This is a genomic window from Streptomyces sp. DSM 41931, from assembly GCF_050271085.1.
Classification (GTDB): Bacteria; Actinomycetota; Actinomycetes; order Streptomycetales; family Streptomycetaceae; genus Streptomyces; species Streptomyces albogriseolus.
Genome location: NZ_CP189902.1, coordinates 767758 through 782263, shown reverse-complemented (window position 1 = coordinate 782263; position 14506 = coordinate 767758). Strand labels below are relative to the sequence as shown.

The 14506-nt window shown below is 73.7% G+C and carries 14 protein-coding genes and 1 pseudogene; 8 read left to right on the top strand and 7 right to left on the bottom strand.

Features of this window, described 5'->3' with window-relative positions; genetic code table 11:
* The first annotated feature begins 146 nt into the window (after positions 1 to 146).
* The gene (locus ACP7TJ_RS03715) at positions 147 to 1010 is read left to right on the top strand and encodes a phosphatidylinositol-specific phospholipase C/glycerophosphodiester phosphodiesterase family protein (protein WP_266544608.1); all 864 of its coding nucleotides are present in this window, start codon (positions 147 to 149) and stop codon (positions 1008 to 1010) included.
* 101 nt (positions 1011 to 1111) lie between these two features.
* Complete coding sequence (locus ACP7TJ_RS03710; protein WP_093765098.1) at positions 1112 to 1306, top strand: hypothetical protein; 195 nt, start codon at positions 1112 to 1114, stop codon at positions 1304 to 1306.
* Positions 1307 to 1393: 87 nt separating this feature from the next.
* Here the strand turns inward: ACP7TJ_RS03710 and ACP7TJ_RS03705 are convergent, their stop codons facing one another.
* Both ACP7TJ_RS03705 and xylB read right to left on the bottom strand, forming a co-directional pair.
* Positions 1394 to 2602 carry an ROK family transcriptional regulator gene (locus tag ACP7TJ_RS03705; protein ID WP_266544606.1) on the bottom strand — a complete coding sequence of 403 codons (1209 nt, stop codon included), beginning with the start codon at positions 2600 to 2602 and terminating at the stop codon, positions 1394 to 1396.
* Between the two features lie 97 nt (positions 2603 to 2699).
* Complete coding sequence (gene xylB, locus ACP7TJ_RS03700) at positions 2700 to 4145, bottom strand: xylulokinase (protein ID WP_427762094.1); 1446 nt, start codon at positions 4143 to 4145, stop codon at positions 2700 to 2702.
* Positions 4146 to 4259: 114 nt separating this feature from the next.
* On the opposite strand from xylB, the gene xylA reads away from it, so the two are divergent.
* From xylA to ACP7TJ_RS03685, 3 genes are all read left to right on the top strand, one after another.
* Positions 4260 to 5426 (top strand): xylose isomerase, encoded by a 1167-nt coding sequence (gene xylA / locus ACP7TJ_RS03695; protein ID WP_048456374.1) that lies wholly within the window; start codon positions 4260 to 4262, stop codon positions 5424 to 5426.
* Positions 5427 to 5763: 337 nt separating this feature from the next.
* Entirely contained in the window at positions 5764 to 6231 is a 468-nt protein-coding gene (locus tag ACP7TJ_RS03690) for a hypothetical protein (RefSeq protein WP_427762090.1), read from the top strand.
* 191 nt (positions 6232 to 6422) lie between these two features.
* Positions 6423 to 6605: a hypothetical protein gene (locus ACP7TJ_RS03685; protein WP_093765095.1), complete on the top strand. Its 183-nt coding sequence runs from the start codon at positions 6423 to 6425 to the stop codon at positions 6603 to 6605.
* Positions 6606 to 6846: 241 nt separating this feature from the next.
* On the opposite strand, the gene ACP7TJ_RS03680 is transcribed toward ACP7TJ_RS03685, so the two are convergent.
* Both ACP7TJ_RS03680 and ACP7TJ_RS03675 read right to left on the bottom strand, forming a co-directional pair.
* The gene (locus ACP7TJ_RS03680; protein WP_093765094.1) at positions 6847 to 7695 is read right to left on the bottom strand and encodes a hypothetical protein; all 849 of its coding nucleotides are present in this window, start codon (positions 7693 to 7695) and stop codon (positions 6847 to 6849) included.
* Positions 7696 to 7872: 177 nt separating this feature from the next.
* A complete protein-coding gene (locus ACP7TJ_RS03675) occupies positions 7873 to 8472 on the bottom strand; it encodes a class I SAM-dependent methyltransferase (protein WP_427762087.1) in 600 nt (199 codons plus the stop codon).
* A 129-nt stretch (positions 8473 to 8601) separates the two neighbouring features.
* Between ACP7TJ_RS03675 and ACP7TJ_RS03670 the strand changes: the two are divergent.
* Positions 8602 to 8928 (top strand): annotated as a pseudogene (locus tag ACP7TJ_RS03670) (GTP-binding protein); the annotation flags it as partial.
* Positions 8929 to 8981: 53 nt separating this feature from the next.
* Here ACP7TJ_RS03670 and ACP7TJ_RS03665 read toward each other — a convergent pair.
* Positions 8982 to 9410: a PPOX class F420-dependent oxidoreductase gene (locus tag ACP7TJ_RS03665; protein WP_427762085.1), complete on the bottom strand. Its 429-nt coding sequence runs from the start codon at positions 9408 to 9410 to the stop codon at positions 8982 to 8984.
* Positions 9411 to 9524: 114 nt separating this feature from the next.
* On the opposite strand from ACP7TJ_RS03665, the gene ACP7TJ_RS03660 reads away from it, so the two are divergent.
* Positions 9525 to 9932: a roadblock/LC7 domain-containing protein gene (locus tag ACP7TJ_RS03660; protein WP_167742446.1), complete on the top strand. Its 408-nt coding sequence runs from the start codon at positions 9525 to 9527 to the stop codon at positions 9930 to 9932.
* A 127-nt stretch (positions 9933 to 10059) separates the two neighbouring features.
* Entirely contained in the window at positions 10060 to 11061 is a 1002-nt protein-coding gene (locus ACP7TJ_RS03655) for a DUF6397 family protein (RefSeq protein ID WP_427762082.1), read from the top strand.
* Between the two features lie 28 nt (positions 11062 to 11089).
* Here ACP7TJ_RS03655 and ACP7TJ_RS03650 read toward each other — a convergent pair whose 3' ends face one another.
* Together ACP7TJ_RS03650 and ACP7TJ_RS03645 are read right to left on the bottom strand one after the other, a co-directional pair.
* Positions 11090 to 11956: an acyl-CoA thioesterase gene (locus tag ACP7TJ_RS03650; RefSeq protein ID WP_189910724.1), complete on the bottom strand. Its 867-nt coding sequence runs from the start codon at positions 11954 to 11956 to the stop codon at positions 11090 to 11092.
* A 19-nt stretch (positions 11957 to 11975) separates the two neighbouring features.
* Positions 11976 to 14489, bottom strand: a complete 2514-nt coding sequence (locus ACP7TJ_RS03645; protein WP_427762079.1) for a DEAD/DEAH box helicase — start codon at positions 14487 to 14489, stop codon at positions 11976 to 11978.
* Between the last annotated feature and the right edge of the window lie 17 nt (positions 14490 to 14506).

The following is a 14506-nucleotide window of genomic DNA, read 5'->3' as shown; positions in this document are numbered from 1 at the left end:
CGAGGGGGCGGGCCGCCGCCGTTCGCGTGCGGCTCCGGTGAACGGGCGACGGCGAACCGGCCAACTCCTCGCACGCCTCTGCTTTTCGCGTGCCACGGGACCCCATACTCGCGGGGACCCCGTACGGCACCTCAGGGAGGCAGAGCATGGCCCTCACCACCCGTCGCAGAGCCCTCACCGCCCTCGGCGCCGCCCTCGCGAGCCCGGTCGCCCTTCCCGCGGCGCAGGCTTTCGCGGGCCACCGTCCGCACCGCCCCCGCCCGTTGTGGCGCGCCCACGCCCACAACGACTACGAGCATCCCCGCCCGCTGTTCGACGCCCTCGACCACCGCTTCGGCAGCGTCGAGGCGGACGTCCACCTCGTCGGCGGACAGCTGCTGGTCGCCCACGACCCCGAGGACCTCGACCCCGCCCGCACCCTGGAGTCGCTGTACCTGGACCCGCTCGCGGCCCGGGTCCGCGCCAACCGCGGCACGGTGTACCGCGGCGACCGCGGCTCGCTCCAGCTGCTGATCGACCTCAAGACGGAGGGCGCGTCCACGTACGCGGAGCTCGACCGCCGACTGCGCCGCTACAAGGGCCTGTTCACGACGTACGCCCACGGCAGGGTGTTCCCCGGGCCGGTCACCGCCGTCGTCTCCGGCGACCGCGCCGCCCGCGCGCCCATGGAGGCCCAGCGGGTCCGCCACGCCTTCTACGACGGCCGACTCACCGACCTCGGCGGCCCCGCCCCGGCCTCCTTCGCGCCGCTCATCAGCGACAACTGGACGCTCCACTTCACCTGGCGGGGCGTCGGCGCGTTCCCCTCGGCGGAACGCCGGAAACTGCGCACGCTGGTGGGCGCGGCCCACGCCCGTGGACAGCGGGTGCGGTTCTGGGCCACCCCGGACGTGCCCGGTCCCGCGCGGGACGCGCTGTGGGGCGAACTGGTCGCGGCGGACGTCGACCACCTCAACACCGACGACCTCGCGGGACTGGAGACGTTCCTCGACGCCCACCGGACGGGGTGAACCACACGTTCGGCGGACAGGTCAGCCGCCCGGACGAACCCTTCGCTACGCCACACTTGCGGCCGAACGCCGCGAAACAGGCGTGGCGGAGGAGGTTGACGATGGCCATTTCCATCTCTGTGGTGCTGCTGCTCTCGGTCCTGGCGGTGATCTTCCTGCGCAACGGCGGGCTGAAGATCTCGCATGCCCTGGTCTGCCTGCTGCTGGGCTTCTATCTGGCCAGCACGAGCATCGCCCCCACGATCCACAGCGGCCTGACGGCCACGGCGGACATCGTCAGCGGTCTGCGGCCGTGAGCGCGCGGCCCGGGAGGTCGCACGGCAGCGCACCGCTGAGGCGGCCCGCGCGGCAGGGATGTCGCCCACGGGCGACCCCGTAGGGACTCAGCCCCGTTCCGCCACCGCCGCCGGGTCGTCCAGGACGCCTCGCACCACCGAGTGGGCGGCGCCCAGCAACGGCCCCTCCGGGCCCAGGGCGGACACGGAGACCGGGCAGGGCCGGCCCGCCGTACGCCGGGCCAGCTCCGAGCGGAGCGAGGGCAGCAGCCAGGGCGACAGCCCGGACAGCGCGCCGCCCAGCACCACGTTCTCGGGGTCCAGGAGGTTGACCGCCCCGGTCAGGGCGATGCCCAGCGCCGTGCCCGCGTCGTGCAGGGCGCGCCGGACCGCGGCGTCGCCCTGTTCGGCGCGGCCCGCGAGCAGGCCGACGCGGTCCTCGCCGGGTTCGAGGCCGGCCGCGCGCAGCACCGCGTCCTCGCCCGCGTACTGCTCCAGACAGCCCCGGCCGCCGCAGGCGCACGACGGGCCGTCGGGCCACACCGGGACGTGGCCCAGCTCGCCCGCGAACCCCCGGTTGCCGTGCAGCACCCGCCCGTCCACGACGACCGCCGCGCCGATGCCGATCTCGGCCGAGACGTGCAGGAAGTCACGCGGGGTGTCCGCGCCGAGCCACAGTTCGGCGAGCGCGCCGAAGTTGGCCTCGTTGGCGACCGTGAGCGGCAGCTTCCCGGGGAGCAGCGGGCCGAGGTCCGTGTCGAGCCAGCCGAGGTTCGGCGCGCGGACGACGGTGCGGGCGTCGCGGGCCACCAGGCCGGGCACGGCGACCGCGAGCCCGGCCGGCCACAGCCCTTCGCCCTCCGCCTCGGCCACCACCCGGTCGATCAGCCCGGTGAGTTCCCCGAGCACAGGCTCGGGGGAGCGGCCCCGGTTCGGCACATGCCGCACCGCCCGCGCCCGGACCTCCCCGCGCAGGTCGACCGCGCACACCGCGAGGTGGTCGACGCCCACCTCGGCGCCGATGCCGGCCGGTCCCCGCCCGCTGACCGCGAGGGCGGAACCGGGCCGGCCGACGCGTCCGGGCCGCTCCGGGCCCAACTCCTCCAGCAGCCCCGCGCGGATGAGTTCGTCGACCAGCGTGGACACCGCCGCGCGGGTCAGCCCGATGCGGGAGGCGACGGCGGCCCGGGACAGCGGCCCCTCGTCCTGGACGGTGTGCATCACCCGCGACAGGTTGCGGCGGCGCATGCCCTGCTGGGTGTCGGGCAGGGCACGGCCCTGACCTGCCGGGCGGGCCTTGTGCAGCGGTGCGCTCATTCCTCCGTCAATCCTCGGTTCGGTGCCGTCCGCACCCGGCGGACGTCCACGGCGGCCGGCAGCGGGCCGCCGTGGGGCGACGCCCGCCGGGGCGTCGTCAGCCGTTGCCCGGGGCGCGCTCCAGCAGCGGGGCCGCGTCGGAGAGTACCCCGGCCAGCCGGGACAGGGTCTCCTCGTCCCGCTCCACCGCCTCCAGCACCGGCCCCTCCGCGGTGCCCCAACGGCGGGCCACCGCGGCCGGGTCCTCCCCGGTGAGCAGCCCGGCCGCCTGGGCCGCCGCGCCCAGCGCGACCAGTTCCTTCGCCTCGGGCACCTGCACGGGCCGCCCGGACAGCCGCCGTACGGTCTGCTGCCAGGCCGTGCCGCGGGCGCCGCCGCCGATCAGCAGCAGCGGCGTCGACGGGTCGGCGTCCTCGTCGAGCACCAGGTCGAGCGCGGCCAGCAGGGAGTAGACGGCGCCGTCGTAGGCGGCCTGGAGCAGCTGGCCGCCGGTGGTGTCGTGCCGCAGACCGTGCAACAGGCCGGAGGAGTGCGGGAGGTTGGGGGTGCGCTCGCCGTCCAGGAAGGGCAGCAGCGTGACGCCCCGGCCCGGCTCCACGGCCTCACGGTCCAGGCCGAGCAGGGCGGCGACCCGGTCCACGGCGAGCGTGCAGTTGAGGGTGCAGGCCAGCGGCAGCCAGTCGCCGCGCGCGTCGGCGAAGCCGGCCACGGTGCCGGTCGGGTCGGCGGGCCGGTGCTGCGACACCGCGTACACGGTGCCCGAGGTGCCGAGGCTCATCACCGGCGTGCCGGGGCGCACCCCGAGACCCAGCGCGGCGGCTGCGTTGTCACCCGTACCGCACGCCACCAGCGTCCCCTTGGAGAACGGCAGGTCGTGCCCGTCGCGCACGGTGCCGGCCACCTCGCCCGGCCGCACCACACGCGGCAGCAGCGCCGGGTCGAGCCCCACGTGCGCCAGGATCTCCTCGTCGTACGCCTCCGTCGCGGACGCCCACCAGCCGGTGCCCGAGGCGTCGCCGCGGTCGGTGGCGCCCTGTCCGGTGAGCCGCTCGGTCAGGTAGTCGTGGGGGAGCCGCACCGCCTTGGTGGCGCGCACCGCGTCCGGCTCGTGCTCCGCCAGCCAGGCCCACTTGGTGACCGTGAAGGACGCGGTGGGCAGACTTCCGGTCCGCTCGGCCCACGCCTTCGCGCCGCCCAGCTCCTCCACCAGCCGGCTCGCCTGCGGGGCGGACCGCACGTCGTTCCACAGCAGCGCCGGGCGGACCGGCTCGCCGTGCTCGTCCAGCGTGACCAGACCGTGCTGCTGCCCGCCGATCGACACCGCCGCGGCCTCGTGCGCGGCCACGCCGCACTGCCGCAGCGCTTCGGTCAGGGCGTCCCACCACTGTCGCGGGTCGTTCTCCCGTCCTGCGCCCGAGGTCACCGTGTGCGGCGCCTGGCCGCTCGCGACGACCCTGCCGGTCGCCACGTCGACGACCAGGGCCTTGGTGGACTGGGTGGATGTGTCCACGCCGACGACGAGCGGACCCTCGGCTGCTGACATCGGTCTCTCCCTCTTCCGCGCCCCGGCGGGGTGTGTCTCTTCCCAGAAATGTTCCTGCATACTAATTTGTAAACCGCCATGACGAAATAGTCTCAGCGAGCAAGGAGCCGCGGCATGAGCTACCAGCCCACCCCCGAGGACAAGTTCACGTTCGGCCTGTGGACCGTCGGCTGGCAGGGACGGGACCCCTTCGGCGACGCCACCCGCGGCGCCCTCGACCCGGCCGAGTCCGTCCGCCGCCTCGCCGAGCTCGGCGCGCACGGCGTGACCTTCCACGACGACGACCTCATCCCCTTCGGCGCGAGCGACAGCGAGCGCGCCGAGCACATCAAGCGGTTCCGCCAGGCGCTGGACGAGACCGGCATGAAGGTCCCGATGGCGACCACCAACCTGTTCACCCACCCGGTGTTCAAGGACGGCGGCTTCACCGCCAACGACCGTGACGTGCGCCGTTACGCGCTGCGCAAGACCATCCGCAACATCGACCTCGCGGTCGAGCTCGGCGCGCAGACCTACGTCGCCTGGGGCGGCCGCGAGGGCGCCGAGTCCGGCGCCGCCAAGGACGTCCGGGTCGCGCTGGACCGGATGAAGGAGGCCTTCGACCTGCTCGGCGAGTACGTCACCTCCCAGGGCTACGACATCCGCTTCGCCATCGAGCCCAAGCCGAACGAGCCCCGCGGCGACATCCTCCTTCCGACCATCGGCCACGCCCTCGCCTTCATCGAGCGCCTCGAGCGCCCGGAGCTGTACGGCGTCAACCCGGAGGTCGGCCACGAGCAGATGGCCGGGCTCAACTTCCCGCACGGCATCGCCCAGGCCCTGTGGGCGGGCAAGCTGTTCCACATCGACCTCAACGGCCAGTCCGGCATCAAGTACGACCAGGACCTGCGCTTCGGCGCGGGCGACCTGCGCGCCGCGTTCTGGCTGGTGGACCTGCTGGAGTCGGCCGGCTACGAGGGCCCGCGCCACTTCGACTTCAAGCCGCCGCGGACCGAGGACTTCGACGGCGTGTGGGCCTCCGCGGCCGGCTGCATGCGCAACTACCTGATCCTCAAGGAGCGCGCGGCCGCCTTCCGCGCGGACCCGGAGGTGCAGGAGGCGCTGCGCGCGGCCCGGCTGGACGAGCTCGCCCAGCCGACGGCGGGTGACGGCCTCCAGGCCCTGCTCGCCGACCGCTCGGCGTTCGAGGACTTCGACCCGGACGCGGCCGCGGCGCGGGGCATGGCCTTCGAGCGGCTCGACCAGCTGGCGATGGACCACCTGCTGGGCGCGCGGGGTTGAGGCCCCCTGGGCGGGGCCCGCTCTTGAGGGCGGGCCCCGGCGGGGCGTTCGCGTCCGGTGACCGTACCGGCCGCGGCGCGGTGGGGGCTTGGCGCGCAGTTCCCCGCGCCCCTTCGGGGCGCGTCCACGCAGCACCCTCAGGGGCGCGGGGAACTGCGCGAGCAACCCACGACGACCCGCACCCGGCCTGGGCGGGTCCGGGGTGCCATGAGCACCCGCGCGCCGGGTGTGCGCTCTGCGCGGGGAGCGGGGTGTTCCGGGTGCGGGTGCCACGACTGGCGGGCGGTTTCACCGCCGTCTTCTCGCGCGGGCGGGGACCCGCGGCGACGATGTGTCCATGGCCACGCCACCCGTACCGCCCCAGCAGCCGCCCGGCCCGCCGGACGACGCGCCCCCGCCGCACGGCGGAAGCTTCGGCCCGCCTCCCTACGAGGACGGGTCCTCCTCCGGTCCGCCCGACGACGGCGGAGACGGAGGCGGACCAGGACGCGGCCCCCGACGGCGCCGCCTGCTGATCCTGATGCTCGCCGTGATCGTGGCGGCCCTGGTCGTCTCCCTCGCCGTGCTCGTCACGTCGGACGAGGACGGCCCGGACACGGAGCCCGCCGAGACCGCCACCGGAGGCCCGTCGCTGGACCTGCCGTCGGAGTTCCCGACCGGGCTGCTGCCCTCGGACTTCCCCACGGAACTGCCCTCCGGCTTCCCGACCGCGCTGCCCAGCGACTGGCCGAGCGGCCTGCCCACCGCCCTGCCCAGCGGACTGGAGTCGCTGCTGCCGGGGCTGGACGGCGTGGAGGCTCCCTGACGTCCGGCGCGTCCCGCGGGTACCCCTGTGCTGTGAGGTGGGTCACCATGGTGAGGAAGGAGACCGTGGGCCGCCCGAGACCTTAGGGGGCGCATCTCAGGGACGTCTCAGGGTGGCGGCCAGGAACCGCCGCCGACGCGGACCCGTTTTCACGACAGAGAGCGGCAGTGGCCGCGAAGGAGGCGACGCACATGTCGAAGAACGCGAAGATCGCCGCGGGGGGTGTGGCGGTCGGGCTCATCCTGCTCATCTGGCTGCCCTGGTGGGCGGCGCTCCTGATCATCCTGGGAGTCCCGGCAGCCGCCTACCTGACCCTGGACCCGTCCCAGCGGCAACGCCTGCGGCGGGCCACCCGCAAGGAGCTGGGCCGCTGAGACGGGGTACGTACTGACGCGTCGGGGAAGGGGCAGGTGCCCGAGGCGCGGGCCGGGATGCGCGTCCCGCCGCGCGCTGCGGGCACGCCTGCCCGGCGGGCCGCAGCGCGTGCGCGTCCCCGGCTCGGCGCCGCGCGTGTCGGCCCAGGGCGGTGGTAGGGCCGGCCGGCGCCGGACGGAACCCCGGCCCTTGCCGCACGCCCAGGCTCCGGCTCCGGGAGTCCTGCCCCGCCCCCTCGGCTCACAACGGCCGTACGGCCATCTCGTCCAGCGCCTTGAGCAGCCCCGGCAGTTCCGGCCCCCGGCCCACGGGAAGCACCTCGCCGGGTTCGTCGTCGAGCAGGACGAAGGCGATGTCGTCCGTCCGCGCGACCAGCGACCACCCGGGTCCGTCCGCGCGCAGCGTCCGCGCACCGCCCGGTGCGAAGGACGACCGCACCCGCCCCAGCGGCGGCGGCGAGTCGATGTAGGCGCGCGCCTCGGCCAGCACCCGGCGGATCCCGCCGTGCCCGCCCGCAGAGGCAGCCCCGCCGTCGCCGCTCTCCGTTGTCCCGTCGGCGCCCGACGGCGCCGAGTCCGGCGTCGGGAACGCCGAGTCGTCCACCTGCTCCCGCCACGTCGCCCACTGCAGCGCGATCTCGTCGGCCCCCAGACGCCGCTGGGCCGGCCCCCACACCTCCGCGTCCGGCGGTGACAGCGGCGGCATGTCCGCCACGTCGGGGGAGGGATCGTGCGGCGCGGGCACATGCGGCGCCGCCACGGCCACCGCGAGGGGCCAGCCGGGCAGCGCGGCGACGACCGTGCGCTCCTCCGGCGACAGATCGTGCTCCATGCCGCAGTCCCAGGACGCGATCGCGACCGCGACCAGCGAGACGTCGTCGACGACCACGGTCCACCGGGCGCCTTCCCCGTCCTGGCCGAGCACCAGCCCATAGCCGTCGGCCACGGGCGGAAGGCCGAGCGCCGCGCAGGCCTCGGGGTAGTCGTCGCCCAGCACGCTGGGGAACTTCGCGGGCGTCAGCAGCGCCGCCGTCAGCACATAGAGCGCGTCGTCGTCGGCGGCGACGGCTTCCTGGTCCGTCCCGGCCATCCCAGCCTCCCCATCGGTTCGTCCGTCGGCGCGCACCATATGCCGACCCCGCGCCCGTTGTCACGACCCCTCACCCGCGCCCGGAGCTGCAGGTTTCCGGCCGGACGGGGCGAATCGACCCGGTGCGCGGGCCTGTTCGCCGCCCTGCACGACGGCCCCGCGGACGCGGAAGACGCCTCAGGCGTCCCGTACCGCCAGCGCCAGGAACCGCGTGTCCTCGTCGGCGTACGACGTCATGCGCCAGCCCGCGCCCGTGAGCAGCGCCCGCAGGTTCGGCTCGGCGCGCAGGTCGTCGGGGGTGAGTACGCGCCCCTGGCGTGCGGCGAGGGCGGCCCGTCCGATCGGGTGGAACAGGGCGAGCACCCCGCCCCGCCGGACCACGCGCCGGATCTCCCGCAGGTTCCCGCCCGGCTGCGGCAGATGCGCGATCAGCCCGGCCGCGAACACGGCGTCCAGCGAGGACGAGCGCAACGGCAACGCCGCCACGTCCGTCAGCAGCAGCGTCCCGTCCCGGTCACGGCCGGCCCGCGCGGCCTCCCGCAGCATCGCCGGCGTCAGATCCGCGCCCAGCACCACACCGGACGGGCCCACCGCCGCGCGCAGCGCGGGCAGCGCCCGCCCGGTGCCGCAGCCGGCGTCCAGCACCCGGCCGCCCTCGCGCAGCCCCAGCTCGGCGACCGCGGCGGCGTAAGCCGGGCCGTCGTCGGGGAACCGGCGGTCCCAGTCGGCGGCGCGGGCGCTGAAGAACTCCTGCACATGTGTGTGGTCGTCGCTCATGCACCGCATGATCCCTCACCGGAACCGGCGACACCGCGCACGTTCGAGCGCAATGCGGTCGCACCACGCCACCGGTGCGTCAACTTCGCGCCGCTTCCGAAACGCGCCCCCTTCATGCGCCTGCGCCCGGACCGCTTCTGGTTCCTGTGGGACGAACTCGCGCAGGGCGCGCTCGGCGCGGTCGTCCTGGCGGACACCCGGCGGCTGGAGGACCGCTTCCCGGCGGTCGACTACTTCGAGCACCGGAAGATTCCCTTCGTCGTCGCCGTCAACTGCTTCGCAGGCGCCCGGCGGCACGACGCGCGCGACGTCTGCCGGGCCCTCGACCTCGACCCGGGGACGCCCGTGGCGCTGTGCGACGCCCGCGAGCGCGACTCGGGCAAGGAGGTGCTCATCCAGCTCGTCGAGTACGCCGGACGCATGCACACCGCCCGGCTGCTCGACTCGGTGGGATGACCGCGACGGGGGCCGGCCCGCACGGCGTGCCCGGCCGGCGCCCCCGCCCGGTGTCAGTCCGCCACGCCCTTTTCGGCCAGCACCTTGTCGATCCGCACCCGGACCAGCAGCTCGCCCGGCACGCCGTTGCGGGCGCCGAACTCCTCCGCGCGGTCCTCGCCCATGTACCGCGCGCCGATCCGGGCAGCCCAGTGCCGCAGCTCCCCGGGGTCCTCCGAGAGACGCGCCCGGCCCTCCAGGATCACGTACGCGAAGGGCGGCCGCTCGTCGTCCACGCAGAGGGCGATCCGCCCGTCACGGGCCAGGTTGCGTCCCTTCACGGTCGCCGCGCCGGTGTTGAACACCACCTCGTCCCCGTCGAGCACGAACCAGACCGGCGCCAGATGCGGACGCCCGTCGGCCCGGACGGTGGCCAGCTTCCCGGTGCGGGTGCCGTGCGAGACGAACGCCCGCCACTCTTCCTCGGTCATCTTCTGTCCCATGGCTCTCATCTTCCTTGCCCGCCGCCCGGTCGTGGGGAAGGCTGGCGCAGGGACCCTCCCGACCGGAGGGGACGACACACGGGGCACACGGGGACACAGGGGGAGACACACGACATGGGGCAGAACCAGGGACTCGACTGGCTGCTGGACGACCTGACCCAGCGCGTCGAACACGTACGGCACGCGCTAATCCTCTCGAACGACGGCCTGGTGACGGGGGCCAGCACGGGCCTGCGCCGCGAGGACGCCGAGCATCTGGCCGCCGTCTCGTCCGGGCTGCACAGCCTCGCCAAGGGCTCGGGGCGGCACTTCGGCGCGGGCGGGGTGCGCCAGACGATGATCGAGTTCGACGAAGCGGTGCTCTTCGTCACCGCCGCCGGTTCGGGAAGCTGCCTGTGCGTCCTCAGCGGCGCCGAGGCCGACATCGGGCACATCGCCTACGAGATGACGCTGCTCGTCAACCGGGTCGGCGAGCATCTGGACGTCGACACCCGTCGACCGGAGCCGGGTGCGGGGGACTGACCTGCGGATTCACCGTCCCGCCGAAGGTTGTCCACAGGGCCGCCACGTAGCGTGACGGAACGGCTACCGTCTTTCCCGGAGCGGGCGCAACCGGCGCCGGCCCGCCAGACGCACGGGGGAGACGAGCATGTCCCGACAGCGGACGACCACCACACAGCGGACGGTCACGGCTTTCGACCTGGAGGCCGGACCGGTCGTGGCGAAGGACGACTCCTGGGTCACGACCGGTCGGGCGGCCCGGGAACTGGGCCTGCGGCGCGCCGAGTTCGACCTGGCCGTGCGCCTCGGCCGCATCCGCACGGAGCCCGGCGGGATGGCGGGGGAGCGGCGGGTCGCGCGGGCGGAGATCGAACGGCTGCGCGCAGGACCGGGGTTCCCCGAGACGTTGCGCCGCAGCGTGCACGCCGTAGGGACCGCGGAGGGCGCCGCGCTGCTGGGGGTGGCGAAGTCACGGTTCGCCCGGCTGGCGAGGCTCGGCCTGCTGGTCCCGGTGGCGTTCCACCTGAACCGCTACCGTGCCGTGGTCTGGCTCTATCTCGCCGACGAGCTGCGGCTGTTCGACGACGACGGGAAGAACGCTCCGCTGCTGACCGGACGCATGCCTGAAGGGCTGCGCGGTCTGCTGGACTCCGGGATCGACCTGCGGCCCCGCAACTGGCGCAGCAGACACCTGGGTTTCCTGCTCCGGGAGGCCGAGGACCCCTGGGCCCGCGCGGGCGCGGTCGCGTCGTTCCTCGACCCGCCGCACGTGACGCAGGTGGTACGGGACCCCTACGACCGGTCCCACCTCGACGGGTTCCGCCGCCGTCCGCCCGGCGGCGCACACCCTGACTCGCCGGGGGCGCAGATCGCGGCGGACCTCATGACGGCCCGCGACCCGGACGAGATCGCCTGGCTGCGGGCCGACCTGACCCGCCTGGTGGACGAGGCCCGGGCCCACCGCCCGGCGCCCCGGCCGCCCGCGTCCCGCAGGCCGGTGCTCTCACCCCCGCCGGCCCGGCCTGCCGCGCCGGCCCGTCCGGACACCCCGACCGCCACCGACCGCGCCGGACGCCGAGGCCTGCTCGCACGATTGCGCCACAGAACCCGCCGGGCCGCGCCGCGCCCCTCAGCCGGCGGCGCCCGGTGAAGCGGGAGGCCCCTGTGCGTCCGCGGACCTAGAGCGCCCGGAAGAGCCCTTCCTGCACGACCGAGACCAGCATGCGCCCCTCCCGGTCGTAGATCCGGCCGCGCGCGAGTCCGCGGCCGCCCGTGGCGATGGGCGACTCCTGGTCGTACAGGAACCACTCGTCCGCACGGAACGGCCGGTGGAACCACATGGCGTGGTCCAGCGACGCCATGTCGAACCCGCGCGGACCCCACAGCGGCTCCACCGGGATCCGCACCGCGTCCAGCAGTGTCATGTCGCTGGCGTAGGTCAGCGCGCAGGTGTGCACCAGCGGGTCGTCCCCGAGCGGCCCGACCGCGCGCATCCACACCGCGCTGCGCGGCTCCGCGCCCTCGATCTCGTCCGGCTTCCAGCGCAGCCGGTCGACGTAGCGGATGTCGAAGGGCTGGCGGCGCGCCATCCGCTCCAACTGCTCCGGCAGCGCGCCCAGATGCTCCCGGATCTCGTCCGCGACCGTCGGCAGCGACTCGGGGTCCGGCACCTTGCGGGCCGGCGGCAACTGGTGCTCGAAACTCCCCTGTTCAGGCTTGTGGAAGGAGGCGGTCAGATTGAAGATCGTGCGGCCCTGCTGCACGGCGGTGACCCGGCGGGTCGTGAACGACCTGCCGTCCCGCACCCGTTCCACCTGGTACACGATCGGCACCCCGGGCCGGCCCGGGCGCAGGAAGTACGCGTGCAGCGAGTGGACCGGGCGGTCGCCCTCCGTGGTGCGGCCCGCGGCGACCAGCGCCTGGCCCGCGACCTGCCCGCCGAAGACCCGCTGCAGGGACTCCTGCGGGCTGCGGCCGCGGAAGATGTCGACCTCGATCTGCTCCAGGTCGAGCAGATCGACAAGGCTCTCGGCCGGGTTCGTCATGGGTGGGTGTCTCCTGTGCTCACAGCTGGCCGACAGCGGTGACCCGCACGACCGCACGGCCCTCCGCGTCGGAGGCGGTCAGATCGACCTCGGCGCTGATGCCCCAGTCGTGGTCGTCGTTCGGGTCGTCGAAGATCTGGCGGACCCGCCACAGCCCGTTCTCGGGCTGCTCGTCGATGATGAGCAGCTTCGGGCCGCGGGCGTCGGGACCGGTGCCGAGTTCCTCGTACTCGTCCCAGTACGTGTCCATCGCCTCGCCCCACGCGTCGGCGTCCCAGCCGTACTCGCCGTCCATCTCGCCCAGCTCGTCCACCCGGTCGAGGGCGGCGAGTTCCACCCGCCGGAACATGGCGTTGCGGACGAGCACCCGGAAGGCGCGGGCGTTGGCCGTGACCGGCTTGACCTGATCGGCCTTCTCCTGGGCCTCCTCGGCGGTCATCTCCTCCGGGTTCGCCAGCTGCTCCCACTCGTCCAGCAGGCTGGAGTCGACCTGGCGCACCGTCTCGCCCAGCCAGGCGATCAGGTCCTCCAGGTCCTCCGACTTCAGGTCGTCGGGGATGGTGTGCTCCAGCGCCTTGTAGGCGCTCGCGAGGTAGCGCAGCACGATGCCCTCGGTGCGGGCCAGCTCGTAGTGGGACACCAGCTCCGTGAAGGACAGCGCCCGCTCGTACATGTCCCGGACCACGGACTTCGGCGACAGCGGATGGTCGCCGACCCAGGGGTGGGACGTGCGGTACGTGTTGTACGCGTGGAAGAGCAGCTCCTCCAGCGGCTTCGGGTAGGTGATGTCCTGGAGGCGTTCCATGCGCTCCTCGTACTCCACCCCGTCGGCCTTCATCGCGGCGACCGCCTCGCCACGCGCCTTGTTCTGCTGGGCGGCGAGGATCTGCCGCGGGTCGTCCAGCGTGGACTCCACCACGGACACCATGTCCAGCGCGTACGACGGCGACTCGGGGTCCAGCAGCTCGAAAGCGGCCAGCGCGAACGTGGACAGCGGCTGGTTGAGCGCGAAGTCCTGCTGCAGATCGACGGTGAGACGCACGATGCGCCCCTCCGCGTCCGGCTCGTCCAGCTTCTCGACGATGCCGCCGTCCAGCAGCGACCGGTAGATGGCGATCGCCCGCCGGATGTGGCGGAGCTGCTGCTTGCGCGGCTCGTGGTTGTCCTCCAGCAGACGGCGCATCGCCTCGAAGGCGTTGCCCGGCCGGGCGATGACCGACAGCAGCATGGTGTGGGTGACGCGGAAGCGGGAGGTCAGCGGCTCCGGCTCGGACCCGATGAGCTTCTCGAAGGTCTGCTCGCTCCATGCGACAAACCCCTCGGGAGCCTTCTTGCGCATCACCTTGCGGCGCTTCTTCGGATCGTCGCCCGCCTTCGCCAGCGCCTTCTCGTTCTCGATGACGTGCTCCGGCGCCTGGGCCACCACGAAGCCCTCGGTGTCGAAGCCGGCCCGCCCGGCGCGCCCCGCGATCTGGTGGAACTCCCGCGCCCTCAGCGTGCGCACCCGGCTGCCGTCGTACTTGGTGAGCGCCGTGAACAGCACCGTGCGGATGGGCACGTTGACCCCCACACCGAGGGTGTCGGTGCCGCAGATGACCTTCAGCAGACCCGCCTGCGCCAGCTTCTCCACCAGCCGCCGGTACTTGGGCAGCATGCCGGCGTGGTGCACCCCGATGCCGTGCCGCACGTAACGGGACAGGTTGCGGCCGAACTTGGTGGTGAAGCGGAAGTTGCCGATCAGGTCGGCGATCTTGTCCTTCTCCTCCCGCGTGCACATGTTGATGCTCATCAGCGCCTGCGCCCGCTCCACCGCCTGCGCCTGCGTGAAGTGCACGATGTACACCGGCGCCTGCCGGGCCTCGAGCAGATCCGTCAGCGTCTCGGTGAGCGGCGTGTACCGGTACTCGTACGACAGCGGCACGGGCCGGGTGGCCGAGCGGACCACGGCGGTGGGCCGGTCGGTGCGCCGGGTGAGGTCCTTCTCGAAGAAGGAGACGTCGCCGAGCGTCGCCGACATCAGCACGAACTGCGCCTGAGGCAGCTCCAGCAGCGGAATCTGCCAGGCCCAGCCGCGGTCCGGCTCCGCGTAGAAGTGGAACTCGTCCATCACGACCTGGCCGACGTCGGCGTCCTTGCCGTCGCGCAACGCGATCGAGGCGAGCACCTCGGCGGTGCAGCAGATCACCGGGGCGTCGGCGTTCACGGACGCGTCGCCGGTGAGCATGCCGACGTTCTCGGTACCGAAGATCTTGCACAGCTCGAAGAACTTCTCCGAGACCAGCGCCTTGATGGGAGCCGTGTAGAAGGTGACCTCGTCCCGCGCCAGCGCCGCGAAGTGGGCGCCCGCGGCGATCATGCTCTTGCCGGAGCCGGTGGGCGTCGAGACGATCACGTTCGCCCCCGACACCACCTCGATCAGCGCCTCCTCCTGGTGGGGATAGAGAGTGAGACCGCGCTCCCGCGCCCACGACTCGAAGGCTTCGTACAGGGCGTCGGGGTCGGCGGTCGGCGGCAGCTGATCGATGAGGGTCACCACCCCATCTTGCCTGC